The organism is Phytobacter sp. V91, assembly GCF_965644225.1.
In the GTDB taxonomy this organism is placed as follows: domain Bacteria; phylum Pseudomonadota; class Gammaproteobacteria; order Enterobacterales; family Enterobacteriaceae; genus CBFFRJ01.
Genome location: NZ_CBFFRJ010000019.1, coordinates 28,754 through 52,663 on the forward strand (window position 1 = coordinate 28,754; position 23,910 = coordinate 52,663).

The 23,910-nt window shown below is 55.6% G+C and carries 19 protein-coding genes; 4 read left to right on the plus strand and 15 right to left on the minus strand.

What is annotated here, in order from left to right; all coding sequences use genetic code 11:
* Positions 1 to 7 precede the first annotated feature (7 nt).
* The 12 genes from ACSZO4_RS06045 to dsbG form a co-directional block, all read right to left on the minus strand.
* Positions 8 to 1,576 (minus strand): SUMF1/EgtB/PvdO family nonheme iron enzyme, encoded by a 1,569-nt coding sequence (locus ACSZO4_RS06045; RefSeq protein ID WP_437887963.1) that lies wholly within the window; start codon positions 1,574 to 1,576, stop codon positions 8 to 10.
* Between the two features lie 48 nt (positions 1,577 to 1,624).
* Complete coding sequence (locus ACSZO4_RS06050) at positions 1,625 to 2,839, minus strand: ABC transporter permease (RefSeq protein WP_437887964.1); 1,215 nt, start codon at positions 2,837 to 2,839, stop codon at positions 1,625 to 1,627.
* Positions 2,829 to 3,557, minus strand: coding sequence for an ABC transporter ATP-binding protein (locus ACSZO4_RS06055; protein ID WP_437887965.1), 729 nt, complete (start codon positions 3,555 to 3,557; stop codon positions 2,829 to 2,831). Before ACSZO4_RS06055 ends, ACSZO4_RS06050 begins: the two co-directional genes overlap by 11 nt.
* Positions 3,557 to 5,518, minus strand: a complete 1,962-nt coding sequence (locus ACSZO4_RS06060) for a vWA domain-containing protein (RefSeq protein WP_437887966.1) — start codon at positions 5,516 to 5,518, stop codon at positions 3,557 to 3,559. Before ACSZO4_RS06060 ends, ACSZO4_RS06055 begins: the two co-directional genes overlap by 1 nt.
* Entirely contained in the window at positions 5,515 to 6,564 is a 1,050-nt protein-coding gene (locus ACSZO4_RS06065) for a hypothetical protein (RefSeq protein ID WP_437887967.1), read from the minus strand. The genes ACSZO4_RS06060 and ACSZO4_RS06065 overlap by 4 nt, the downstream gene beginning before the upstream one ends.
* Positions 6,564 to 9,269: a putative virulence factor gene (locus tag ACSZO4_RS06070; protein ID WP_437887968.1), complete on the minus strand. Its 2,706-nt coding sequence runs from the start codon at positions 9,267 to 9,269 to the stop codon at positions 6,564 to 6,566. The genes ACSZO4_RS06065 and ACSZO4_RS06070 overlap by 1 nt, the downstream gene beginning before the upstream one ends.
* Positions 9,269 to 12,337 (minus strand): virulence factor SrfB, encoded by a 3,069-nt coding sequence (locus tag ACSZO4_RS06075; RefSeq protein WP_437887969.1) that lies wholly within the window; start codon positions 12,335 to 12,337, stop codon positions 9,269 to 9,271. The genes ACSZO4_RS06070 and ACSZO4_RS06075 overlap by 1 nt, the downstream gene beginning before the upstream one ends.
* 18 nt (positions 12,338 to 12,355) lie before the next feature.
* Complete coding sequence (locus tag ACSZO4_RS06080) at positions 12,356 to 13,849, minus strand: SrfA family protein (RefSeq protein WP_437887970.1); 1,494 nt, start codon at positions 13,847 to 13,849, stop codon at positions 12,356 to 12,358.
* Positions 13,850 to 13,898: 49 nt separating this feature from the next.
* Positions 13,899 to 15,056, minus strand: coding sequence for a tellurite resistance domain protein (locus ACSZO4_RS06085; RefSeq protein ID WP_437887971.1), 1,158 nt, complete (start codon positions 15,054 to 15,056; stop codon positions 13,899 to 13,901).
* A 67-nt stretch (positions 15,057 to 15,123) separates the two neighbouring features.
* Positions 15,124 to 15,603, minus strand: a complete 480-nt coding sequence (locus tag ACSZO4_RS06090) for a hypothetical protein (protein WP_437887972.1) — start codon at positions 15,601 to 15,603, stop codon at positions 15,124 to 15,126.
* A gap of 93 nt (positions 15,604 to 15,696) precedes the next feature.
* A complete protein-coding gene (locus ACSZO4_RS06095; protein ID WP_437887973.1) occupies positions 15,697 to 16,437 on the minus strand; it encodes a hypothetical protein in 741 nt (246 codons plus the stop codon).
* Positions 16,438 to 16,930: 493 nt separating this feature from the next.
* On the minus strand, positions 16,931 to 17,683 hold the full coding sequence (gene dsbG / locus ACSZO4_RS06100; protein WP_437887974.1) for a thiol:disulfide interchange protein DsbG: 753 nt from the start codon (positions 17,681 to 17,683) through the stop codon (positions 16,931 to 16,933).
* Between the two features lie 98 nt (positions 17,684 to 17,781).
* On the opposite strand from dsbG, the gene ACSZO4_RS06105 reads away from it, so the two are divergent.
* Complete coding sequence (locus ACSZO4_RS06105; protein ID WP_437887975.1) at positions 17,782 to 18,261, plus strand: tetratricopeptide repeat protein; 480 nt, start codon at positions 17,782 to 17,784, stop codon at positions 18,259 to 18,261.
* Positions 18,262 to 18,289: 28 nt separating this feature from the next.
* Here ACSZO4_RS06105 and ACSZO4_RS06110 read toward each other — a convergent pair whose 3' ends face one another.
* The 3 genes from ACSZO4_RS06110 to ACSZO4_RS06120 form a co-directional block, all read right to left on the minus strand.
* Complete coding sequence (locus ACSZO4_RS06110) at positions 18,290 to 19,189, minus strand: sugar phosphate isomerase/epimerase family protein (protein WP_437887976.1); 900 nt, start codon at positions 19,187 to 19,189, stop codon at positions 18,290 to 18,292.
* Positions 19,182 to 20,315, minus strand: coding sequence for a Gfo/Idh/MocA family protein (locus tag ACSZO4_RS06115; RefSeq protein ID WP_437887977.1), 1,134 nt, complete (start codon positions 20,313 to 20,315; stop codon positions 19,182 to 19,184). Before ACSZO4_RS06115 ends, ACSZO4_RS06110 begins: the two co-directional genes overlap by 8 nt.
* A gap of 111 nt (positions 20,316 to 20,426) precedes the next feature.
* Positions 20,427 to 21,299 (minus strand): AraC family transcriptional regulator, encoded by an 873-nt coding sequence (locus tag ACSZO4_RS06120; protein WP_437887978.1) that lies wholly within the window; start codon positions 21,297 to 21,299, stop codon positions 20,427 to 20,429.
* A gap of 260 nt (positions 21,300 to 21,559) precedes the next feature.
* On the opposite strand from ACSZO4_RS06120, the gene deoC reads away from it, so the two are divergent.
* Genes deoC through rbsD form a run of 3 tightly spaced genes read left to right on the plus strand, consistent with a single transcriptional unit; the run spans position 21,560 to position 23,749 of the window.
* Complete coding sequence (gene deoC / locus ACSZO4_RS06125) at positions 21,560 to 22,261, plus strand: deoxyribose-phosphate aldolase (RefSeq protein ID WP_437887979.1); 702 nt, start codon at positions 21,560 to 21,562, stop codon at positions 22,259 to 22,261.
* A gap of 50 nt (positions 22,262 to 22,311) precedes the next feature.
* The gene (locus tag ACSZO4_RS06130) at positions 22,312 to 23,235 is read left to right on the plus strand and encodes a ribokinase (protein WP_437887980.1); all 924 of its coding nucleotides are present in this window, start codon (positions 22,312 to 22,314) and stop codon (positions 23,233 to 23,235) included.
* A 13-nt stretch (positions 23,236 to 23,248) separates the two neighbouring features.
* Entirely contained in the window at positions 23,249 to 23,749 is a 501-nt protein-coding gene (gene rbsD / locus ACSZO4_RS06135; RefSeq protein ID WP_437887984.1) for a D-ribose pyranase, read from the plus strand.
* The last annotated feature ends 161 nt before the right edge of the window (positions 23,750 to 23,910 follow it).

Below are 23,910 nucleotides of genomic sequence, written 5' to 3' on the forward strand. Positions count from 1 at the left end.
AGGCGTCTTACTTGCCTGCGTTCGTTTGTTTGCAGGTCTCCAGCCAGCCTGCGGTATCAATCTTGCCGTTTTCCAGGTACTTCTGCTGGTTCTGCCAGTGGGCCGCGAGGAAAGGCTTCAGGCCGGTGAGGCGTTTGTTGATGGTCAGCATTTGCTCAAACACCGAGACCTCGCGTTTCAGCCCCTCCTGCCCGTACAGGGTTGCCGAATCCACCAGGCTGCTGGCGTAGTAACCCGTTAGCTGCTGGAGTCGGTCAGACTGCTCGCCAAGCTTGGTTTTGCGGGTCGCGCAATTGGCATCGCTGGCGTCTTTGTCCTTACACAGCAGCTCATAGTTATGATTTAAGAAATCAAGGAAGCGGCCGTCATCCTGCAACTTGGTGCACAGGAAGGAGCCTAAATTCAGGCTGGCGCGAACTGACTGATCGCGTTCTTCCTGCTGCTTCTGGTTGCTGGCGCGTAGCTGATTTTCCAGCTCTTTCAGTTTCTGCTTGAGGGCCGCATCATCGACATTTGAGGCCAGACTACCCAGCGCTTTGGCGGTGTCTTTTGCTTCTTCGGCTTTCTTTTCGCTGGCCGGGCTTTCCGCTCCCAGGGTTTCCCAGCTTTTTTCGAGCTGCTTCACTTTATTTGTCGAGGTGATGGTGGGGGCCACCAGCACCAGCCGCATGCCGGTGGTTTTACTGGTGAAAGGGGTGGCGTTGTCGTAGTAATTCACCTCTTTACGCGCCGCGCTGCGAATTTCCTCCGGGCCAGAGATAATGCTGCCGCCGCGCACCACATAGCCACCGGCCTGGCCATGCAGGCGGTTTAACTTGTTGAGGTAAAAGGGGGTGAACATCATCTCTGAGACATTACCCAGCATGTCATACAGGCCAAGCGGATTCGGGTTCAGGCGGCCAATCACCTGCACTTTGCCATTGGAGGACTGCGCCCCTGAATACCATTCAAAGTTTTTCATATCATCCATGGGGTAATGCAGATCGCGAAACTCAGCGCTGTTTACTTTCAGGCCGCCGCGCGCGGCAAACTCCCACTCCACCTCGGTCGGCAGGCGTAAAAAGCCGGGCTTATCGTCCTCTTTCGGCAGCTTATCCAGGGCATTAGTCCGCAGCCACTGGTTGTATTTATCGGCGGCGGTGACCGCATCAAACCAGCTTTTTCCGGTAACAGGTAAGGTAAGCATCTTTGACGGCGTCGGGCAGGTGCCTTCCATCAATGCCTTATATTGCAGGTCGGTCAGCTCATATTTTGCTATCAGGTAATAACGTCCCTTACCTTTTTTGGCCTCGGTGAAACTGCCGGCAATAAAGGCCGGATAACTATGCTCGATGACGCCCCAGTCGCCACCGTCCTGGCCCAGGGTAATGGGCATATCATCGAGCGGGCCTGCCATGGGGATCTCCACCCGACGAAAAGCCATTGAACCTTCGCACGGCATAGGTAAGACGACATCTTCGTCATCCGGCTTAGGGTTCCAGGTCTTCGCATCCCAGGGTTCTGCCAGCGCAGAGGAGGCGCTGGCAAGCAGGCCGAGCGCCAACCAGTACGGCAGTGAGGAAGAGGTTTTGGTCACGAACAATCTCCGCTAATCATCAGTTGACTGAAAGATGAGGTGGCAACGTCACACCTCGCGCAGGCTCTGCGCAGGTTCTATCCTAATGGCCCGATACGCGCCAATGCTGGCAACCAGCAGGGCGACGACCAGGGTAAGCGCCATGGCCAGCAGGCTATGTTCAGGGGTTATTTTGCACAGCATCTGATCGGTTGCCTGGCTTCCGGCCAGCGCGTGGTTAAACACCTGGCTGGCGATAAGATAGATGCCATAGCCACCGACGTAAGCCAGCAGGCTAAGCAGGCAGCCCTGCAGGATCACATACACGCCCACCGAGGGGCCGGTGAAACCGAGCAGGCGCAGGACGGCAATATGCTTACGTTTGCGATCGACGTTGGCGATAAACGAGCCGACAAGAGAGGCCACACAGCCGATAAGCGCGGTGGCGGCAATGGTATTAAAAATCACCCCCAGCACCCGGTTAATGCTTTTCACATTCTCAATATCCGCCAGTCGGCTGGTGGTTTCGATTCGCTGCGCGCGCAGGTCACGCTCAAGACCGGCAACCTGGTCGATGCTTCTGGCATACACCCTGGCGCGGGCATAGAGCGGCGGTTTGTTGCTTAACGGCTGACCGCTGCTAACTCCAAAGTCCGGGATGGCATAACCATCTCTGAAATGCTCAAGCATCAGCAGCAGGGCGGGTTGGGTAAACACCGCCGCGCGATTGAATATGGTTGGCGGTAAAATGCCGACAACGGTCAGGCTTTTACGCCCCCATTCCCGGCGCTCTTCCAGCTGGCGGCTGACGCGAAGGGTAAGAGTATCCCCGACGTTCACCGCCAGTTTGCGTGCGGCTTCCTGAGTTAAGACAACCTCATTTGGCGCCTGGAGAGCCAGCTTACCTAACAGCGGATCGCCAGCGCCGGTCGGGATCACTTCGGCGCTTTCGATAAAATGGCTGCTGTCCACCTGGAGGTCGGCAAGGGTATTGAGCGACCGGGTTTGTCCGATGACAAAGCCCACGTCCGGGCGCTGACGCAGTTGTTCTATCCAGCCGTCATCATAGCTGCCGCTGCTTAGCATGCGGATTTCCAGGTTACGGGGATCGCTGGCGAGATCGTTTTGCAACTGGCTGACGATGCCAAAACGTAAACCGAACAGCAGTAACAGCGGGGCGATCACTGCAACCAGAGAGGAGACAATGCAAAAAGAGATGATCCTGTCGTGCCACAGATCTTGCAGCGCCAGGCGGCCCAGTAGCAGGGTGCGGTTAAAAGACAAAGTGAGTTCCCCTCAGGGCGGGCGCGTCAGGCTGGTTTGATGTTCCGGCATCGGGGCGGGCAACTAAGCACGGCAGGTTGAAGCGTTGCACCAGCGGCCAGTCGTGACAGACCACCAGGGCCATCATGCCCTCCTGCGCCACCAGATCAATAAACAGGCTGAACAACTGTTGCGCGTTGTAAGGATCCAGCGCCGCGGTCGGTTCGTCCGCCAGCACCAGGCCCGGGCGGTGCAGAATAGCGCGGGCAAACGCGGTTCTCTGCCTTTCGCCAAACGACAATTGTGCCGGTAGCTTGCTCAACAATGGGCCCAGTTTCAGGGTCTCAACGACCCGATTCAGCATGGCTTTATCCGGCGTTTTGCCCAGTAGCTGGCACGGCAGGCGGATATTGTCCTGCACGCTCAGGAAGGGAAGCAGACCGCCATTTTGCAGCACAAAACCCAGATGGCGGGCGCGAACGTCGGCCAGTGCCGCCTGCTGTCTGTTCTTCAGCAGCGCGGCGACATCCAGCAGCTTTTCATCATGCAATTCGAAGCGCCCGACGCTTGCCGGGGCCAGCAGCAGGCCGATGGCTTCCAGAAGCGTACTTTTGCCGCAGCCGCTCTCGCCGGTGACCGCCACCACCTGGCCTGGCCGCAGACTCAGCTGCGGCAGGTAAACATGATGCGCCTGAGCGCCCTGGCCTCGTACAACGGATAATGCGTCGATGTGCAGCATCAGGGCATCATTTCCAGCGGTACCGGGTATACCCGATCCCGGGGATCGCTGCCTTTGGCCAGCTCAACCCAACGATCGACATCGGCATTGTACTTCTGGTAATGGCGCAGCTTGGCTGACAGGGTGCGGATAAATTTCTCCTGCGACAGGCCATCCCAGCTTTTCCAGGTCTCTTCATCAAGATTCAGCACATCGCTGCGATAAGGCAGGTCCGCAAGGTATTCGCCTAACACGCCCAGCTCGTTGATTTTGGCATTCTCTTTCTGTTTAAGCTGATTCGGATCGGCCCCCATGGTGGCGGCGACGGTACGCAGGCGCTCAAACATTTTATCCGGCGAGATCATCCCTTCGTTGGCGGCTTGCAGGATCTGACTCACCACATCGCTTAAGTCGCTTAGCTGTCCTTTGGTCAGCAGCACGCGCACGTCGGTGGTCGGGATATTTTGCTTAATCAGATCGCGGTCGCTGATCCAGGCCTTAAACACCAGCGGGGCCTGGGTGTCGTTCTTTTTACCCAGATAAGCCAGCTGCATGGCATGGCCAATCAGGGCGGTATCTTCCAGCAGCTTCTCCTCCGACGTCGGTTTTTTACCGTCATCTTTGGCGTACAGCGCGCTGCCAATTGCCGCATCGCCCATATACGCCGCCTTAACCTGTTCGGTGATGGCGCTCGCCAGGGCATCAACCTGCTGACCAAAGGTCTTCAGATCCCCGGCATCGACGGACTGGTAAAGGTTGGACTGGGTGCTGTCAAAGTTAGACAGATCCCGGTACTGGCCCTCTGCTTTGGCATGATCGTCTTTGCCGGAAGCGGTTTTCAGGTGCAGGGTATAAATCGCAATACCTCTGTTGCCCGCTTCGAGGCGCAGCTGTTTGGCGTCCATGCCCGTGGCGGAGAGTTTATTGCTGCCCTCAATGGCGCCTGCATCGGTGATTAAGACGATATAACGGGCGCCAAACGGGCTCCAGTCAATGTTGTCGATCGTCGAAAGCACCCCGGCATAAGCATCTTCATCGTATAAAGAGCTGGAGACTTTGGCCTCTTTCAGTCCGGCGACTTTTTTCAGGAAATCGTCGCCATCTTTCACCTGATTAGGGTCAGCAAAGATCTTCGAGGTGAATTCCAGACCCGGCACGGCTTTGGTGTTGGAGCGGAAGGACACCAGACCAAACTTAACCTGATCCTGCAGGTGTTCCTGCTTAATCCTGGCGTAGACTTTGTTGACCGCTTCTTTGGTGCGCTCGATGTACGGGCCCATTGAGATGGTGGAGTCGATAACGAAAACCACCGAGGCATTAAAGCCTTTCAACTGGTTGATATCATCGCCCTTTTTCTCTTCAGGCTGTGCTTTGCTCACCGAGGCCACATTCAGTAAACGGGTGTAGAACCCGCTCTCGGTCATCACCTCTTCGCCGCTGAGGATCGGCAGCAGGTAAAACTGCTTTTGCAGATCGACAAAGTATTCCGGCTCCTGAGCCAGCACGCCATCGGCACTGCCGTCGCGTTTCAGATGGGCGCGCAAAGGGGCCACCACTGAGACCGGATCGGGCGCGGAGAGAATGTCATCAAGACTTTTTCTCTCTTTGAAAAACACCAGCCGGTCGCGGTTCGCCGGGTTGGTAAAGGCCAGCGTGAGCTGCATTTTCCAGTCAACGGTGCACGACTGCGGCAGCCAGCCAATGGTTTTGCCATAGCTGTCAGGGCCAACCTGAACCCAGCTTTGCCCATTAACTTCGGCCTTCTGATACACATACAGGCTGCTGAATGCCGGTTGTAATTCACCTTTATCATCGCCAGCAGCCGTGCCAAGTTTGCACCCTGGCGTGGTCAGAACCCGTTGAAAGAGGGTCTTTTTGCCCTCCTGCAACAGGGGTTTGTCACCCTCAGCGGCAACGGCGTGGCCTGCGAGCAGCAGGCCGCACAGCGGCAGAGCGAGGCGAAGAAAATGCGTCTTCATCATTTTTTCAGCTCCTCAAGACGCTGTTTCGCTTGCTGGTTTTCCGGCTCGGTTTGCAGCACGGTTTCATACCAGTAGGCGGCGGTATCCGCATCCGGGGTTTTGAAGCACGCGCTTGGTTTATGATCTTTCGGGTCGTATTCGCCAGCGTAAGCCAGGGCTATCTTCACATCGCCGCCCTGAGCGCGGTTGGCGTACAGACGCTGGGCGACACCGCATTTCTGCGCTTCTTTAGCCGCTTCGATAATGGTCAGTAATTTGCTGCTGTCGAGTTTTTGCTCCACGCAGTTCTGCACAAAATCCAGTTCACTCTGGCTTGCCAGGTTCGCAGGGGAACACTCGCTGGCGTTGGGTTTGGCTTCTGCGGCCGGAGCAGGCGCAGGCGTTGGCGCTGGCGCTTCTGCAACGACCGGCGCTTCCGGTTGTTTGTCTGCGCTGGCTGGCTGCGCGGCGGTGTCCCGTCCGAGGAACCACCACAGCGCCCCGGCGGCAATAAGCAGCACCAGTAATCCGGCGATAATCAGCGGAATAAGCGCGGTGTTGCGTTTAGGCGCAGGGGCAGTCGGCGTCCTTTCCGGCGCGGGTGTTTCAACCTGCTTCGGCGCTTCTGTCGGCGCAGGCGCTGGCGCAGGCGTTGGGGCAGGCGCCGATGGCGGCGTATTTAAGGTGCTGCTGCCGCTGTAGTTGCCGGTTTGGCCGCGCGCATCGGAGGACAGCAGTTCGTCACGCACCATCTGGAGCGTGGTGCTGCGGATTTCACCCGATGCCAGTTTTACCTGAATTTGCACCTGGCTTGCGCGCTCAAGCAGCGGATCGAGCAGGGTCGGGCCGATACGAAAACCACTCCCGCCGTTGAACGGGTAGCCGCCGTCGATGGTAAACCAGTGCGGCGCCGGGCTCCAGCTGGTGTCCGGTTGCAGATAGTTTTGCTCATTGTTGAACAGGCTAAAGGTCAGGTTTGACAGTTCGCCCGGTTCGCCACGCAGGCGAATCATCAATTGCGCGTTACCCGGCTCAGAGGGTTGGCAGGGAAAAATTTTAGCTAGCATCACATATTCTCTTGTTTCATCTGGCCGATTATCTGGCCAAGTTGCCGGTTATGTTCAATGGAGATATCGCGGGTGGCGCTGTGCCCCGCGTTGTCCAGGATGATGGTCATCAGTGCCGATAGCCAGTCACCCATCCAGGCGACGCCGGGCTGCGGTGCAAGCGACGGCAGTTGCGGCAACTCGTCCTGGGCAAGGGGACCCTTGCGAGTAAAGACTTTCTTTTTCTCGCCAACATAGCTATTCGGCACCTGCTCTTCGGGTAATGAGAGGTAGCCAAACCAGGCAATAAAATCGCGGATGGTCAGCTGAGCGCGCAGAACCTGGCGGGCAATCATCTGATTGAGCAGCGTGCCTGCCTGCTCCTGGCCTGCCAGCGCGTGTTTCAATGTGCCCTCCAGGTCCAGACGGGTGGCGGCGGTGATCAGCTCATCGCAAAGCAGATTGAGCATTTCGCTGCTCATACCGAGCTGCTGCCAGCTTGCGGTTTGCTGCGGTAGCTCACGCAGATGCGCCACCCAGGCTTTGAACGCCTGATGGGCGAAAGCATCATCCCGACCGACACGTACCGGGGCAGGGGTTGGTTCAGCCGCCGCAGGCTCAGCTGCCGGGGTACTGGCGAAAGGATTATCGGCGAAAGGGTTGCTGGCAAAGGGGTTATCGCCAAACGGATTGGCCGCAAATGGGGCTGGCGCACGCTGCTCACCGGTCGCCTGAGGCTCCTGGCCCTGGTCGCGGATACTGAGGTAGATGTTGCGCAGTTCATGCGCGGGCAGATCCAGACGATCGAGCAACTCCCCGATGACCGGCGCACAGGTAGACAAGCCCTGCCAGAGATCCTTGGCAATCGCCTGCTTCTTCACTAACTGACCGTCACCATCCTTCTCGAACCAACGGCCAAGGCGCAGATCGCCGGTTTCGTGGCGACATTGGGCTAACTGTTCACGCAGACGCTGCAATTTGAAATCGAGATGGGCGACGCCGCGTAATGCCGTGGTAAGACGGGAGATCCCCCCGTCGTTGAGCCGGAGCATCTCCTGCCAGGCTTCTTTGGGATCGGCAACGTGATTACGCACGTTGTTGGCGCTGATAAAGACCCGACCCATGGTGTCGAGCACATCACGATGGCGTTCAGCGAGAGCCACTTCTTTAAAGCTCTCCTGGTCGGCGCCATTTTCCAGCGTCAGGAAGGGCGTATCCATCCCGGGTTTACGCACCAGGAAACAGTTTTTAAACGCCTCGCCATGCGACCACTCTTTCAGCCAGTCGTACTGGGCAAAACGTTCCAGCAGTGTCATATGCAGCATGCCTTCCCAGGCCTCTTTTAACTGACTCTCGGTTTTTTTCAGATTGTCAGTAATACGCATATCACACATGGTGATGGCCCAGAACAGGCCCGCTTTGCTGTTCCCGCGCTCTTCCGGTTTTTTGCCCTGGGTCTTCTCCACCCAGCGGGTAAGTACCGGGCCAACATCGGACACGTCGCTTTGCTTAAAGGAGCTGGCGCAGACGACCAGCGCATTCATCTCCTGGTTGTCGGTATAGCGCTCGAACAGGTAGGCAACCTTGCCGCGCAGCAGCAGTTGCGATACCGGGTTCTGACCTTCCTGGGCCGCATCTTTCAGGGCGAGAAGTTTGAGGCGTCCGCGGTAGCCCGGGAAGTCGAGTAAGTCGACCTGCTCCATAACGCTATTGGGCGGCACTTCCGCCAGCGGGAAAATCAGCTCAGAGGTTAACGCCGCCAGTTCCGCCTGAGTTAATGTCGCGCTGCCGGTTTGCTGGTTTTCTTTCCAGAAACGAATATCGACCGTGCTGTCATTGCTCGATCCAAGGCGATTCAGGCTGTCGACATTCATAATGCTGCCGCGGCTGTGATCGATAAGGGTTTCTAAAGGCGCAAACACCATGCTGGCGTGGTTCAGTTTCACCAGCACATTCGCCAGCGAACGATAGGTCTCGGTGAGCTCAGGTTGCTCGCCCCACAGTAGTGAGAAGAGGTCCGCACGTTCGTGGGGGTTGAGCGCCGGGGCGATTTTAAGCACCTGCGGCCACCAGGCGTGCTCCAGCTTCTCCACTGATTTTTTGAATGAGGCGTTGAGGTAGTCCCACAGCGCCACCACGTCTTCAGGGCTGACGCCATTACTGGCGGCAGGCCCGCCCGCCCGCTGCAGGAAAGGACGCAGGCGCTCTTCAATACGCTCCTCGTCAATCTTGTAGCTCAGGTGCTCGTGGTTAAAGTCATTAAACCAGGTGTTGGCAAGGATCTTCGCCAGATCAATCTCACTGAACAGACGCAGGGGGATGGGGTAACCCACCGGCGCTTCGGGCGCATGTCGGGTGAAACGGGTCACCAGGCCGGTGGCCTCTTTGCCCCCGCCGACCGGGTTAACCTGTTTAATAAAGTCTATCCGCTCATTGCCATAGCGCGCTTCCAGCTCACCATTGCTGCCTGCCGCTAGCGCCGAGATAAGATAGGACTTACCGGCCTGCGAAATGCCGAAGAAACCCACGGTCATCGGCGTGGTGGAAACCTGGGTCAGGCTGTTTGCCAGATTGCGGGTGCGCAGCAGGCTGAGATTGAGTTTGTCGGCTTCGTTATCCAGGCGGCGAGAATTCGGTCGCACGCTGTCTACCCAACCCAGCGCATCCTGGCAACCCTGGGCGATAGCCGCCCAGCCTTGTTGCAACGTCTTTTGATCGTTGTTCATTATTTTTTCACACTCCCGCTATCGAGCCAGTGTCGACTGTCAATGAGTCCCGTATCGGGCATGGTATTGAGCTCCAGCTCTACATCACTTTTGCTGAAAGATTTATCGGTATTGCTGCTCACATCGGCAATGGTCAGGCGATCGCTGATCAGCCCCAGCTTGCGGGCAGCTTTGCCTTTATCAATCGTCAGGCGGACTTTGAGGTACGGGGAACCGCTGTCGTTAGAGGACGCCGCCGAGAATTTTTTCCGCCCTGATTCGCTAAAACGCAGGGTATATAACGGGGCTGCCGACCAGCGCTCAGCATCCAGCTGGCGATAGCCGATGCGCAGATCGCCGCGCATCACAATGCTGTGCGTCGTCGGCTCGCCGTCCTCGCCCATCACCTGCGGCAGCTTGATCTGCCCGTTTTCGGACTCGATATGGCGATAAACCACATCGTCATCGTGGATCAGGTTATCCATATCAATGATGCCGATATGACGAATGGTCGAATAGGGCTTCAGCGCCGAGATCCGGAAGTGGAAGTTGGGAATACTGTGGTTAGCGCACAGCTGCGACAACATGGCGCCAACGGAGGCGGTGCTCTTCGGATCGTCAATATGGCCGTTTTTATGGAACGGATACCAGGTCCCGGTCTGGTAGCCATGCAGCGCCAGAATACGCCCCGGAGGCAACGGCAGATTGCGGCGCACAATGGCCTGAATACCCGGCAATTGTGACGGACGGCCGGTCAGCAGCAGCAGATCGCAGTGGTAGCAGGATAAAACCTCGCACAGGGCGGTGAGGACTTTATCAATGTTGAACTTACCGGCGCACAGGTCATGGTGCATTTTTGCCAAAGGCACATTGAGGTTGATGTCAGCCAGTTTGAAATCACTCGGGCCGCCCGCCTTCTGGACTTCCCGGCGCACGAAGTTTTCAACCTCGTCACTGATGCTCCCCGCAGGCAGCAGCTCGCTGACCCGTTGATTGATCAGCAGATGGGTCTGTTCATTCTGCGGATCAAAGTGCTCATAACGGCTCAGCAGGTGCAGCGCCAGCGGGACGAAAAGCTGTAGGCTCAGCTGTTGGCGCAATACCGCTTCGGCGGCGCTGATATTTTGCGATCCGCACAGCTGGGACATCAGGGTGTCGATGGCCCGCACGCCCGCTTCCTTCAGTGAGAGCTCGAACGCGGGAAGAACGTAAGACTGGATCACATCGAGCAGGATGTCATCCCCGGCGATTTTGAAGCTGTCGCGAAAACGCTGGTGGGGAATGATATGCACGTTAGCGCCGCCCCCCAGCACTCCGTTTCTGTCCAGACGATAGTCGGTAATAACCAGATCCGTGGTGCCGCCGCCGATATCAATCGAGGCGATGGTAATGGTTTCCTGCTCTTTACGATCCGGTCGTCCCAGGCTATTGAAAAACACCTCCGGGTGACCGGCGAAGTTCTGATTGATCTCGGTATAGAGATACACCAGTTGCGCACAGGAGGCCTCGTCCCATTCGACGCGGATTTTCGGCAGCGGGATCCTGATATTTCCTTTGCGGTGCTCTTCGAGTTCATCGCTATAAGGGTCGTTCTCGCCGGTGTGCCAGCGCAGCGATTTCCACACCAGACCCACTGCCTGGCGCATTCTCTCGTCAAGGATGCAGCGTTCAGCCATGGGCATACCCGGCGGAACGGTCAGAATGATATGCCGAAGCTGGCGCGGCAGACCGGCATGGCCTTCGCGGATACGCTGCTCCGGGCTGTTGATCTGGCTGATGGCCTGGGTCAACACTTCCGACAGCATAAAGGTCATCAGGGAGCTGCGCGAATAACGCGGCGTAAAGACCGGGATGCGATCCATCTCGTCTTCAATGGTATGCAGCGCCTCGCCTTTTTCATCGATTAAATTGGCAAAGGGCGCGGCGGTGGCCAGAGGGTTAGTGTCCTGCACATAGCTGCCGTTAAAGCGCCAGCCCTGGCCATAGAATTTCTCATCCCACAGATAGCGTTTCGGGCTGGATAACCCCGTCGAACCCTCGCTTCCCCGGCGGCGTGAGGCTAAACGGCTGGCTTCCCCCCCAATACGGGCGATGGTTGGCCACTGGAAGGCATCATGGCGGCCGCTGCGTACCGAGCAGTGATCCTTACCAAAAAAGGCCTGCGAGAACTCGACCTTACTTTCAAAAGGCTCGGTATAAACATGTTCCGGCGCGCTCAGATCGCGCAGTTTCAGCACATAGTTATGCATCAGGCCGGATCCTGACTGCCCGTGATCTTCAATCAAAATGCCGCAGGTTCGCGAGTTACCCACGTCGAGGATCAGATCCACCGGGATCGGTTTGATGGCGTTAACTTCCCGATTGGCGATCACCTTAAACTGCGGCATCTCGAGGATGGGCGCGGTCTCGGTTTGCAGACCTTCCAGCGGAACAGCCATCAGCGACAGCAGATTGAGGTAGTGCGCCAGCGGGTATTGCCGGTTTATCTCATCTTCACGCTCGTCAATATCCCGGCCTTTGCTGGCCTCTTTAAAGACCTCGGTCAGCCAGTCTTTGACCCAGTCCTGAGTCAGATACCAGCTGAGGGCATAGGTGGCGGTGGCTACGGCGAAGGTCGCACCGGCATTCACATCTTCGTGATTCGGGCTCAGGTCGGCAGCGGATTGCTGTTTGGCCATAATGCGGGTGTCGATAGCCAGGGTCATGCGGTGGCTGTGACCGTCCATATCCGGTTCAGGGAGCTTCACTATGCGAAAACGCGCCCAGTTCAGCGGTCCTTCCTGGTAAATATTCGGCAGGCTAAAACGAAACAGCGGCAACGGCAGCCAGACGCTGTCGAGTAATTTGAGGCTTTCCTCGACAGGAATCTCGTACTGCTTTTTAGCCCTGTCAATATCGTCTGGGGTGGGTTGATAGAAATGGTAATCGCGCTGCTCGTTGTAAATCAGACGAGTGAGCACACCGTTGGCGAGCTTAACAAATTCACCGGCTGGCTGGCGCTTAAGCTTCAGGCCGAAATCCATAAACTGAATTCCGGAGTCACCGACCAGGGTGATTTGGCGATCGAAAGAAACAATCTCAGGCAACATAATGTAATTCGTCCCTGTTTAAGTATTGGGTTGAAGCATACGAATGGGGAAGGTTTTATCCCCATCATTGTTGCCGACACAATCGGCGTGACCAGAAGCAGGCGATTTGCACTCTATGGTTGGGCCCATAAAGTTTGAGCCATCGCTGCATTGCATCTGTTCGGGATTGGTAATGTTAAGCGCCCCTTGCTGCACGCTCCCTTTGGCCGCGCCGGTGCAGGTTACGCCATTGGACTGACGCACGCTGACAGTGCCGTTGCCCTGGTCAAAGTTGTATTGCAGCTGCAACGGGCGGCCAGTTTGCTTGTCCTGGATACCGCCGTTTACCCGCCACTGGCCGTTAAGAAACTGCGCCGGGCCGTCAGCTAAGGCAGGCGGAAGCGTCAGCGGTTTGCCCTGGGCGCCCTGAGCCGGTATCACCGGGGGAACGGTGTGGGGGACAACCCCAGCTGCTGGCTCCTCGTTGTTTTGCCCCTCTCCGGCGGCTGGCGCAGATGCATCAGCCGTCGGTTCGCTTGCAGGTACTTCGCCGTTGCCAGCGTTGGCAGGTTCCTCACCGACGGCGGCCTCTGCCGCTGGAACAGCAGCCTCAGTGGCCGCATCGCCCACGCCATGGGCATGTTCGCCATCCGGCAACTGAGTTTCTCCGGCGGGCGTTGCCAGTGGCACGCTCGTAGCCGCTCCTGTCTCTGCGGTGGTCGCCGGAAGCGTTACGGCCGGATTTAGCGGGATATTTTCCTCTGCAATCTTATGATTCCCGGCGTCAGCAACGGGCTGGCTGAGATTTTTATCGCCGCCGAATCCGGGAAGCCCTGGCAGTGAAACTGAGGGCACGCAGCCGCGCAGTAATCCCAGCAACAGAGCCAGCAGCAGCAGGGCTAACAGCAGCCACAGCAACCAGCGCCAGTTCCAGCGGCGGGCGACGGGTACAATCTCAGGAGCGACAGGTGCGCTGGCGGCAGGCTGTAGCGGTGCGACGGGGGCGAGCGGAGGCGGCTGCACAACAGAAGACGGTTGTAGCCAGTGCATAGGATTACGCTGCTCGCCCGTCGGGTGAATAAAGCCCCAGAAGGTGATGACCAGTACCCCGTTAACCAGATACAGGAACTCATCATCGGGGAAGTGGACCACCGATTTTAAGAGCTGGGCAAAGACCTGGCGATCGCCGCCAGCGCCGCTGTTTTCCGCATTGAGCATCTGTTCGCTTAATGCCTGTACCGCCATCTGGAATTCACTGAACTGCTGGCGGGCAGAAGCACGTTCGCTATCGGAAGCGCCGCTCCAGGGGATGACATCTCCCTGAAAACTGCTGTACCAGTCGGTTCGGTCGCCGCCCTGATCGTTTTGCGGGACGGCAAGATGGCGGGCCAGGTCGCGCCCGGCATCCAGGCGGTAGATGGCTTCACGGAGCTGAAATGCCATCTTAAACACGGGATAGCCGGTTTCACCCAGCGCCTTAAACGAAGAGTTATTGCCGGTACGTAACAGTGGTCCCTGAATCGAATTTCGCATTGTCTAAACCTTGTAGGGCTGTTAATTAACGCAAGTCAGATGAATGTGGCTAATTTTTGCTCGCACCAGGCGTCCACTCGAAGCCCCAGCCATAGTGTTTATCCAGCGCCTGCCGGCTGCGGAAGAAGCTGTTGAGTCGCTCGACTTTGAGGTCGCCATCGACATTCTTTAACCGGGCGATGGCGGCAACGTTATTGCGCTCACTGCCGTTAATCAGCGTGGAGGTGATCGGCGGCTGGCCCGGCACATAGATAGTGATAGTGGCGTTGGTGCCCTGCCAGTTATCCGTGCCGCCGTAGATAAAGCTGTAAATCAGCACTTCATCAATGTCCTGCCACTGGCTGCCGTTGATAAACAGCCACTCGCCGTCCTGGTCGCCGCCGCCGCGCAAATCTTTTTGCAACACCATAAAGGGCGGTTTGTCGTAGTCGCCGAGAGACTTACTGAGCGCCTCAACGCCCCCTTTTTTGCCATCTTTTAAACGGACAAAGGCGGCAATATCCAGATCCACCGGCTCTTTATGCTGCCCCTGTTGCCAGGTCAGATTGACTTTGATGCGCCCGAAATCCTTTTTCTTTTCCAGATTGATGCTCGGGTTATCCTGGGTTAACTCGGTATTTTTCACCGGCGCTTCCACCGCTGCCGCGGGTGCCTCGTTTTTCACCGGCGGCACCGGCTGCACTGGCGCAGGGCGCTTATGGCAGGCAAACCACCACCAGGCGGCGAGGGCCAGCAGAAGCAGGAACAGCAACAGCAGCAGCCAGGGCAGGTAGCGTCGCCACCAGGGCACCACGGGCACGGGTGCAGGCGTTTGTTGTACCGGGATTGCCCAGTCGATTAACACCGGTTCGCCGCCGACGCTGTAGCAGTTCAGCGCCTGTGAATGCGTGAGCAGCGTCTGCAACGCCTGGGCCGGTTTCTCTTCCCCGCGTGCGTTAAGCTGCTCAATTAAGCCTGCGACCGTGCTCTGATATTGCTGGCGTTTATCCTGGAGCCTGAGTTGCTCTGCATCGCTGAGCGCGGACTGCGGGGTCGCCAGCCCTTGTCGTTCTGTCCACCACTCCAGATTGCCTTCAGCGCTGCGCCGCGCGGTTGCATAAAGCAGCGCAAGGGAAGGGGGAAGATAGCGGTGGATAATGGCGACCGTAGCCTCATAGGTGGCGAGGGTCGAATCATCAATTGGCGCCGTTCTTGTTAATCGTTGCATAGCCTGGCTTCAGTGTGGTTGTCAGCAAAGCGGCAGCCCGTGGGCTGCCACACAAACGGCACGCTTTTTAAAGCGCGTTAGCTTGCTCAAGTGCGGCGATTCTCTTTTTGGCTTGCGCAATTTTTTGCTCAACAGCCGCGATTTCGCTGGCGCTGGTGGCCTGAGAAGATTGCTGTTGCAGTGCCTGCAACTGCTTAATTTCCTGCTGGCGTTGTTTACTGTTCACTTTGCCCGACTGGAGCTTTTTCAGCGTCTGTGCCAGATCGGATTTCGCCGCAGCTAACCGGCTTTGTTCATCTGCCAGTTTTGCGTCAGTAGCCTGCGCCCTGGTCCGGGTGTCCGCCAGATCCTGTTGCGCGATTTTATTGTCACGCTGGCTTTGTTGAACTTTACGCTCCTGCTCATCGACTTTTTGGCGGTAGCCGCCAGAGGTTGTGCAACTCAGTTTGGTAATAAAACTGGGATCTTCTGCGTGTAAGTCGCAGTCCTGAGGAGAGGTGGCGCAGCCGGCGAGTAACAGCGAAGCGAGTAGTGCGTATTTTCTCATTAAGTGGCCCATAAATTGAGTCGGCGGAATAAAATGTCAGGTCAGCAGGTAATAGCCGTGAACGGGGCCGATAATAATATCGGCCCGAAATTATTAACCCAGTGAAATAGCCTGGCGCTGGCTGTACAAACCATTGGCTTCAGATTCCAGAGCGCCAATCTGTTCATTCAGTTTGCTGTATTGAGTCTTCAGCGTTTTCAGCTTCTCTTTATCCGCCTGATTGGTTGTTTTTTGCCCCTCAAGCGCCACTTTATAACCGGCATCGCTTTCTTTGATGGTCTTAATTCGGTCTTTCATAAACTTGATGTTGGCATCAATCTGCGCCAGTTCTTTATTGGCGCTGGCTTTATCAAAGCCCGCATTATCTTTTTGCAGGCTCAGTTTGGTCAGCGCGGCACGGTTATCACTGATAACCTGTTTCATGTTCGCGGCGGCTTTCTGAAGGTCAGCGGTATCTTTGCTGATGTCTTTATCCATCGCCTGCAGACGATCGGCGGTGGTGGCGTAATCTTTTTTCAGCTTATCCAGATAGTAGTTGGTGGCCAGACCTGCGGCACAACCGGCAACGCCGCCGACAGCGGCACCCACTAAGGCTTTTTTGCTGTTGCCAGCCAGTGCGCCTGCGAGCGCGCCAAGGCCTGCCCCCGCCAGAGCGCCAACGCCACAGCCCTGGGCTGCGGAGCTGCTGAAGAATTTGGATTGTTCGCCACTGGTCAGTCGTGGATCGGGTTTGGTACCCGACAGCAGAGAGCTACCTGTATTGGCACAGCCGCTGAGAACAAGGGTCAGAGAAACAAGAAGACAGGTTGCGCTACGCTTAAACTTATTCGCCATCGTTTTATCCTTAAATTATCGAACAGAGCAGCGTGGGGGATGTGCTGTCCGTCGACACTATTGCTGTAATAAATTTTAAAATTCGGGGCTTTTATCAATCTGGCAACATAAAGCTCATTTTATAATCGCTTCAGTGAATACGGTCCCGGATCAGAGATTGGGTTTTGCATATCAAAATGACGGAAAACATTACGCCGAACCTGAGTCCAGAAAACGCTATGTAAACATCGGCAGACAAAATGGAATCTTTAGCGCTGAGGGCGATAAATATAAGTGCAGATTTCTCCAGGGAGTATTTTAGGCTTTTCTGACTTTATAAAATTAATTTAGCGTGGTTTTTTTAGTTAAATATATTTTTTATTACTCTGTTTCTGGAATATAAAATATTGTCTATCCCCAAATATGGTGGGTAAGGGCGTTGGAGGGGGTGAATGTTATCAGATTTGTTATTTTCCCGGTGCCGGAGTGGCCACCGGGCCTGAATCAGAGCGGGTTATTCCGGGCCGAACATGGCAGCCAGTTGCTGTTTATCCGGCATGCCGACGACCTGCTGAAGCTCCTGGTTCTCGTTCATATAATAGATAGCCGGAGTTGCATTCGCGCCGGTTTCATCCATCAGTTTCTGATGATACTGCACGGCATTGAAGACCTCCTGCGGGGTTTTATCCGGGAACGGCGGCAGCGTTTTTCCGTTCGACAGCTCATAAGCGCTCCAGGCTTTCGCGGGATCTTCAGCACTCAGTATTGCGGAGGCGTAGCGTCCACTCTGTGGGTTAATGACCGCAACCAGCAGCGTGTTTATCTCCACTTTGCCGGAGGTTATCCACGGCTGCGCGGCGGCCCAGAACTGTTTACAGTAAGGACAGAAAGGATCGGCAAAGACCACCACTTTGCGTTTAGCGTCCGGACGCCCTTCTTTGATTCCTTTTGCCGTCGTTAGCTTTTTCCACAGTTCCCGCCCCTGAGGGATATACAACTCGCTTTTGAACAGCTCTTCACTGAGGTTTTTTCCTTTTTCATCATACAGGTAGCCTGAGATGGCATGTTTGCCATCCGGCGTAAGCCAGACGGTTACTCCCATATCCTGGTACTGACCGAGCCAGGTTCTTAATCCCCCGTCAGTCTTCACCTCTTTAATGATTTTGATCCCCTGTTTTTCGACCTGCTGAATGGCCAAAGGCAAGGGTTCACTGGCCCAGGCCATCAAAGGGAGAAGAGCGAGGAGCGTAAGGGACTTAGGCAGCATGGTGATGTCCTTTTAAACAGGCGACGGCGATGAATCTGCTTTTGCGATGATGGTGTGATATTTATGGTAACGGCACTCAGCAAAAAGGCGACACAAATATGGACGACAGGCTACAAACGGCAATTGAACTGCGCAAGAGGGGAGAACATCGACAGAGCCGCCAGGCGCTGCGTCTGCTGCTGGATGAGCCCGGCGTTCGGGCGCAGGCGTTTTTGAACATTGCCTGGTCATACGACAATGAAGGCAAAGAGCGGGAGGCGGAACAGGCTTACCGCGCAGCCTTAGAGGCCGGGCTTGCCGGAGAGGATAAGTTCGAGGCGCAATTTGGCCTGGCCTCAACGTTGCGCTGCCTTGGTGAGTATTTGCCGGCGAAAGCGCTGTTTGAAGAGATTCTGATTAACTGGCCGCAGGCAAATGAAGTCAGACCTTTCTATGCCCTGTGCCTGTATAACCTGGGAGAGCATGGACAGGCGATGGCTATCCTGCTTGACGAGATTGCGCAGCATCCCTCTTCGCGGCTGGAACCCTATAAAGAGGTGCTGCGCTTTTATGCTCATAATCCGGATAAACAATGGTGATGCTTAGTGGCAGCAGCAGGCTGAGTGGTTAGCCTGCGGTCGCCGTTAATATCTCATCGACAAACATTTTGGCCCGGGGAATATCGTCCTCATCGACATGCTCGATGATCAGCGGAATATTGGGGTGCTTTTGCGCCAGTAGCTGTAAATAGAGCGGGTAGTTGAGCGAGCCAAGTCCGGCCGCAGGCAGTTCAACATCGCCCGCACCGCGAAAACTGTTATGTTCTGCCGCACCGTCGCCGAATTTCTCGATCACGACATCGGTTTTTTTGCAGTCCTTGGCATGGGCGATAACCACCCGGTTTTCGAGCACATCAAACATCTTCATCAATGTCTCGTCGATTTTCTCAATGGTGCTGCTGTCGAAATAATTGGTGGGATCGAGGAGTAGCCCCAGGCCTGGGTGATCGACTTCACGCATCAGGCGGGCAACCTGTTCCACGGAGCCGACAATATTGTTCACGTAGTTTTCCACCAGGAAAACCGCGTTATGCCGCCAGGCAAAATCGGCCAGCTCGCGGGCGATGGCGGTAAATTCCTGCCAGGCCTCTTCGCTGCTGTTTTTCGGCGAGTACAGCCAGTCGCTTTCGGTGTTATAGGTGCCTGTTTCACTGATCACGTATGGGGTGCCGAAGTCGCTGGCATGGGCGAGGATCTCTTTAACCGCCGCAATATTTTCTGCGCGTTTTTGCGGATCCGGATGGACCAGGTTGGTATATGCCGAAATGGCCACCACCGGGAGATTCGCTTTGCGAAAGGCATTGCGCACCTGGTGAGCTTTCTCTTTGGTTATCTTCCCACGGCTCAGATCGATATCGGAGAATTCAAGATCGAGCTGCACACAGCCCATCCCGGCCTGCTTAATTTTGGCGATCGTTTCATTCAGCGTGCCAGGGTAATAACCGGTGAATATGCCGACGTTAATCATATTTAGTCTCCAGGTGAATTTCACTGAGCCAGACGGTTCTCTCTTCCTGAATCGAGGCGTAGCAGGCTTCAATACAGGCCAGGGTGTCGAGATTGTCTTTGGCGCTGATTTCCGGCTCACGCTGCTGCTCGATGGCGCAGAGTAAGCCCGCCATGGTGCCGATAAAGGCATCCGGGAACCATTGCCGCTGCCACTCCGGGGTTACCCAGCCAGCGGGGTTGCTCCGGGTGGCCAGCCTGAGCGTGCTGCCGCAATACTCCGGCGGCCGACGGTGCCAGCCAAAATCCCCCTCGGCCAGTCCTTCAGTCCCTTCAACGCGCCAGTTGATGTAGTTATTTTTACCGCAGGGCTCGCCAGGCCAGGCCCAGACATCATCCAGACTGGTGGCAATCAGCCCATTGTCATACTGGAAGCTGTACTGAGTTATGCCATCGAGATGCGGGAATGGGGTGCGGGGATCGCTGCGGCAGATCGCGGTGATCTTTTCCGGATTACCAAACAGAAAACGAAAGGCATCAATATGGTGGATTGCCATCGCATACAGCTCGAGCTTGTTATATTGCCGGAGGAATGCCTGCCAGTCCGGGATCGCCCGCATATCGATACTGGCAATAACCGGTGTGCCGATCAGTTGATTCTCAAGAATATATTTCAGCCCACGTATCGACGGGTCATAACGCATATTCGAATTAACGGCGATGGGGATCTGGCTCTGCGCGCTCAGACGGACAATTTCGCTACCTTCCGCCAGCGACATCGCCAGCGGTTTCTGGCACAAAATACCTTTGATATGTTTTGCCGGGGAATTCTTCTGGCAAATAAAGCGCACAATCTCCAGCTGAACATGGGGCGGGACGGCAATATCGACAATTTCGATATTGGGATCGCAGACCATCTCCTGCCAGTGTTCATAGTGGTGAGGGATGGCAAAGGCCGCAGCCAGTTTTTTGCTCTGGCTGACCTCTTTCGAAGCGATGGCATAAGGCGTAAATCCCGCTTTCTGATAGGCCACCAGATGGCAGTTTTCGACAATAAAACCGGCGCCAATAATACCTATCCGGTAATTCAAACGTTCGGGTAAAACAGGCTGCGTGGCATCAACGAGTTGACTGACTAACGTATGCATAGTGCCCCTCAGGATGAATAACGAAAGAATTCGTTGTTCACTATAGGCAAGCTGGTGGCGAGGGGAGATAGGCAGAATTCCCCATCATATGGATCAGATTCTCCTCTGCTTTTATTTGTGATCGTTATCGAATTGTTCCCGGCGTCGAAACTCGCTTGGGGAAATACCAATGGACTTATGAAAGTCGCGGGAAAAATGCAGCGGATCGCTGTAACCCACCTGCATCGCAATTCGTCCGATGGTTTCATTGGTCTCCACCAGTAATCGCCGGGCCTGAAAGAGACGATAATTTTTCAGCCATTTAAGCGGGCTTTGCCCGAAGGTGGAATTAAACAGGCGAAACAGCTGTGATTTGCTGACCTGACAGCAGGCCATAAATTTTTCGATATCCCAGTCATCGCTGTAGTGGCTGTGGATCTGATAAACCAGTTGCCCCAACCCACGATGGGAAATCAGCGGCGTGTCTGCTGCCTCCAGACTGCGATTTTCCAGTAACTGATAGATGAGCTGCGCGCAAAGCACATCGCAACGGGCATCGTTCATCAGGTTATGACCGTCCATCAGGGCAAATATATGGCGATAAATTTCATGGATCTCATCCGGCGCCTGAAAATCAAAAACCGGCTGCTGGCGAATATCCAGTATCTGCATGATGTTATTAAGTTTGGCGCCGTCAATGCGGATCCAGACTATCTCCCAGGGATCGCTGGCATCAGGGTAATGTTCATGCGGCCAGCGTACCGGAAGCCAGGCCAGTTGCCCTGAGGTTACCGCATGTTGCAGTCCGTCGATACGGATAAAACCTCTGCCGCGCAGACAGAAAATAAGCTCATGGCCGACCACGGACTGGCGGTGGACCACATACTCTTTTGCGGTGCGAATATGTCCGGCGCGCAGGATGCGGTAATTGACGAGGGTAGAAAACTCTTCAGATTCCCGATACCAGTTGGTAATAAACTGAGTCCTGCCGCTTTTCGCTGTCATTATTTTCAGACCTGAACCCTCTATCAGACGCTGGGAATCACTCTTATTAATCCTCTCATTTATGTCTTTTGAAGGGGATAACTCAGGCTAATGCGCTGGCGGTTTTTTGAGCTTCCTCACACTCTTATTCACCTGGGAATAACGTCCATACGTCAGAGAATTTCGCCTATCACGCAAAAGTGTCGGGGCTCGTACAGTCATTACCTATTCACGGCGTTAATCGACGCATCCATCGAACGATCGAACGACAGGAGCTGTACATGATTGATTTCAACGATCCCCGGCAGGTCGCCAGAGCTATTCAGTTCACCAACGTCAGCCCGGACCTGACTAAAGAAGGTGTCATTCTGCATCTTGAGACCTGTATGGAGTTTCAATTTGACGCCGCCATGATCGCCCCATGCTGGGTGTCGCTGGCAAAAGAGGTACTCAAAGGCAGCGGTGTGAGGGTGGCAACGACGGTGAATTTCCCCCAAGCCAATGACACTACGGCGATGAAAGTTGCGGTGGTGCGCGAGCTGGCAAAAGAGGGGGCCGATGAGTTCGACTTTCCGCCCAACCCCGGCTTTTTATTAGGCGGTATGGACGCGCTTTATCTGAATGAATTGAAGCAGGTCACGCTGGTGGCCCATGACCTTGGCATGAAGGTGAAAGCAATGCTTGAATTCGGGTTCATTACCGAAGAGGCGATGAAAATCAAGGCCACCCGCTATGCCCATGAGGCGGGTATTGACTGGGTGAAACAGTCCAGCGGCTGGGGCAAAGGCGGCTGTGCGGCGACGGTTGAAGATGTGCGCCTGCTGAAAGCCAATATTACTGCGCCCTGTCGGGTCAAAGTCTCTGGCAAGGTCAACACCCTTGAAAAAATGAAAGCCATGTTTGAGGCCGGAGCTGAGCTGGTGGGAACCAGCTCAGGGCCGGAAATTGTTAAAGGGCTGGTGGGCGACATTAACGCCTACTAACCCGCTCCCGCCGTGGCCCTGCGCCACGGTGACAATAACAGGAGTCCGTAATGAGTCTTTTTATTTTAGGCAGTTATGCGAAAGCGCTTGTTATGACCACCGAGCGAATACCCAAGGCGGGTGAAACCTTAATCGGTACTGATTTTCGCCAGACCTGGGGCGGTAAAGGATCGGATATGGCGGTGCAGGCCGCGCGTCTGGGGGCAAAGGTCAGCTATGCTGGCGTAGTGGGTGACGACGCCTTTGGTCATGAGTTTGTCGCGCTGATGCGTGACGAAGGGGTCGACAGCACGGCATTGACCCTGACCCGCGAATTACCGACCGGGGCGGGATTGATTATCAAAGATAAGCAGGCGCGCAATGTCATTGTGGTGGATATGGGCGCGAACAAGCTCTTTGACCGGGCAAAAATTGATGCGCTGGTAACGCCATTACAGCAGAGCAATGTGGTGCTGGCGCAACTGGAAATCCCGCTTGATACCGCGCTTTACGGGTTACAGTTGGCGAAGCGGCTGGGCAAAATCACCATCCTTAATCCCGCACCGGCTCAGGATTTACGCGGTCTGGATCTCCGGGCGGTCGACTACCTGACCCCGAATGAAACCGAAGCGCGTGTGGCTTTAGGGCTGGCGCCGGATGATGCCCGCAGTAACCGGGAAATAGCCGATTTATTGCTCGAAACAGGCTGTCAGACGGTGGTCATGACTCTCGGTGATGCCGGGTCAGCGGTGTTTAGCAAAAACCTGACTCTGCACATCTCACCCTGCCGGGTCGAGGTGGTGGACAGCAATGGCGCAGGCGACAGCTTCAACGCCGGTCTTGCGGTGGCGCTGGATGAAGGCCAGCCCATCGAAGAGGCGGCGTATTTTGCCAATGCGACCGCCGCACTGTGCTGTACCGACTGGGAGACCGTACCGTCTTACAAATACCGGCCTGACGTCGAACGGTTTTTATCCGGCGCGCCGTCGCGCTAAGAGGAGAATAATGATGCGATCTTCACGTATTCTGCACCCGCAGCTTGCCGCCGCGCTGGCGACCCTCGGCCACACTGATATCGTGCTGGTGACTGACGCGGGGTTCCCCATTCCTGCGAACGCCAACCGGATCGATCTTGGCTTCTGGCCGGGTATTCCGGATGTTGTCGATATCCTTAAGGTTTTACGCCAGGAACTTTATGTTGAGGATGTACAGTTTGCCCGCGAGGTAAAAGAGTGCCACCCGGCGTTGTATCAGCAGGTGCAGGATATTTATACCGGTTCCGGCGCTGACTTTAGTGAAGCAAGCCACGAAACGCTCTGTCACGATATCGCCCATCGGGCCAAAGTTATCATTCGTTCCGGCTCTTTTGAGCCCTGGGCTAACTTTGCCCTGGTGGCGAGTACCGATCCCTTTGCCTGGTTTAGCACGCAGAGTAAGGTGGAACCGCTGCCGGCTTACGTAACCCGTCGCGAGCGGATTGAAAACAAATACGTTCCCTCGTTGAAATAAGCCCTGAGAAGTCGTTGTTAACGCAACGGCTTCTTTGGTTTTGCTCCCTTTATCCCTTGCACGGCAATTTTCTCACCGCTTAATTTAGGGAAGGTGCGATTTAATCGGTGGGGTTCAGTGGAGTCCTTATCTGTATTAGCCTTACCTTAGCTGAGCTGTAT

Excerpts from the sequence above, each read along its gene's own strand:
- ACSZO4_RS06130 (WP_437887980.1), top strand. The coding sequence starts at position 22,312 with ATGAGTCTTTTTATTTTAGGCAGTTATGCGAAAGCGCTTGTTATGACC.
- ACSZO4_RS06060 (WP_437887966.1), bottom strand. The coding sequence starts at position 5,518 with ATGATGAAGACGCATTTTCTTCGCCTCGCTCTGCCGCTGTGCGGCCTG.
- ACSZO4_RS06055 (WP_437887965.1), bottom strand. The coding sequence starts at position 3,557 with ATGCTGCACATCGACGCATTATCCGTTGTACGAGGCCAGGGCGCTCAG.
- dsbG (WP_437887974.1), bottom strand. The coding sequence starts at position 17,683 with ATGCTGCCTAAGTCCCTTACGCTCCTCGCTCTTCTCCCTTTGATGGCC.
- ACSZO4_RS06105 (WP_437887975.1), top strand. The coding sequence starts at position 17,782 with ATGGACGACAGGCTACAAACGGCAATTGAACTGCGCAAGAGGGGAGAA.
- deoC (WP_437887979.1), top strand. The coding sequence starts at position 21,560 with ATGATTGATTTCAACGATCCCCGGCAGGTCGCCAGAGCTATTCAGTTC.
- rbsD (WP_437887984.1), top strand. The coding sequence starts at position 23,249 with ATGCGATCTTCACGTATTCTGCACCCGCAGCTTGCCGCCGCGCTGGCG.
- ACSZO4_RS06090 (WP_437887972.1), bottom strand. The coding sequence starts at position 15,603 with ATGAGAAAATACGCACTACTCGCTTCGCTGTTACTCGCCGGCTGCGCC.
- ACSZO4_RS06115 (WP_437887977.1), bottom strand. The coding sequence starts at position 20,315 with ATGCATACGTTAGTCAGTCAACTCGTTGATGCCACGCAGCCTGTTTTA.
- ACSZO4_RS06080 (WP_437887970.1), bottom strand. The coding sequence starts at position 13,849 with ATGCGAAATTCGATTCAGGGACCACTGTTACGTACCGGCAATAACTCT.
- ACSZO4_RS06110 (WP_437887976.1), bottom strand. The coding sequence starts at position 19,189 with ATGATTAACGTCGGCATATTCACCGGTTATTACCCTGGCACGCTGAAT.
- ACSZO4_RS06070 (WP_437887968.1), bottom strand. The coding sequence starts at position 9,269 with ATGAACAACGATCAAAAGACGTTGCAACAAGGCTGGGCGGCTATCGCC.
- ACSZO4_RS06120 (WP_437887978.1), bottom strand. The coding sequence starts at position 21,299 with ATGACAGCGAAAAGCGGCAGGACTCAGTTTATTACCAACTGGTATCGG.
- ACSZO4_RS06095 (WP_437887973.1), bottom strand. The coding sequence starts at position 16,437 with ATGGCGAATAAGTTTAAGCGTAGCGCAACCTGTCTTCTTGTTTCTCTG.
- ACSZO4_RS06075 (WP_437887969.1), bottom strand. The coding sequence starts at position 12,337 with ATGTTGCCTGAGATTGTTTCTTTCGATCGCCAAATCACCCTGGTCGGT.
- ACSZO4_RS06085 (WP_437887971.1), bottom strand. The coding sequence starts at position 15,056 with ATGCAACGATTAACAAGAACGGCGCCAATTGATGATTCGACCCTCGCC.
- ACSZO4_RS06065 (WP_437887967.1), bottom strand. The coding sequence starts at position 6,564 with ATGCTAGCTAAAATTTTTCCCTGCCAACCCTCTGAGCCGGGTAACGCG.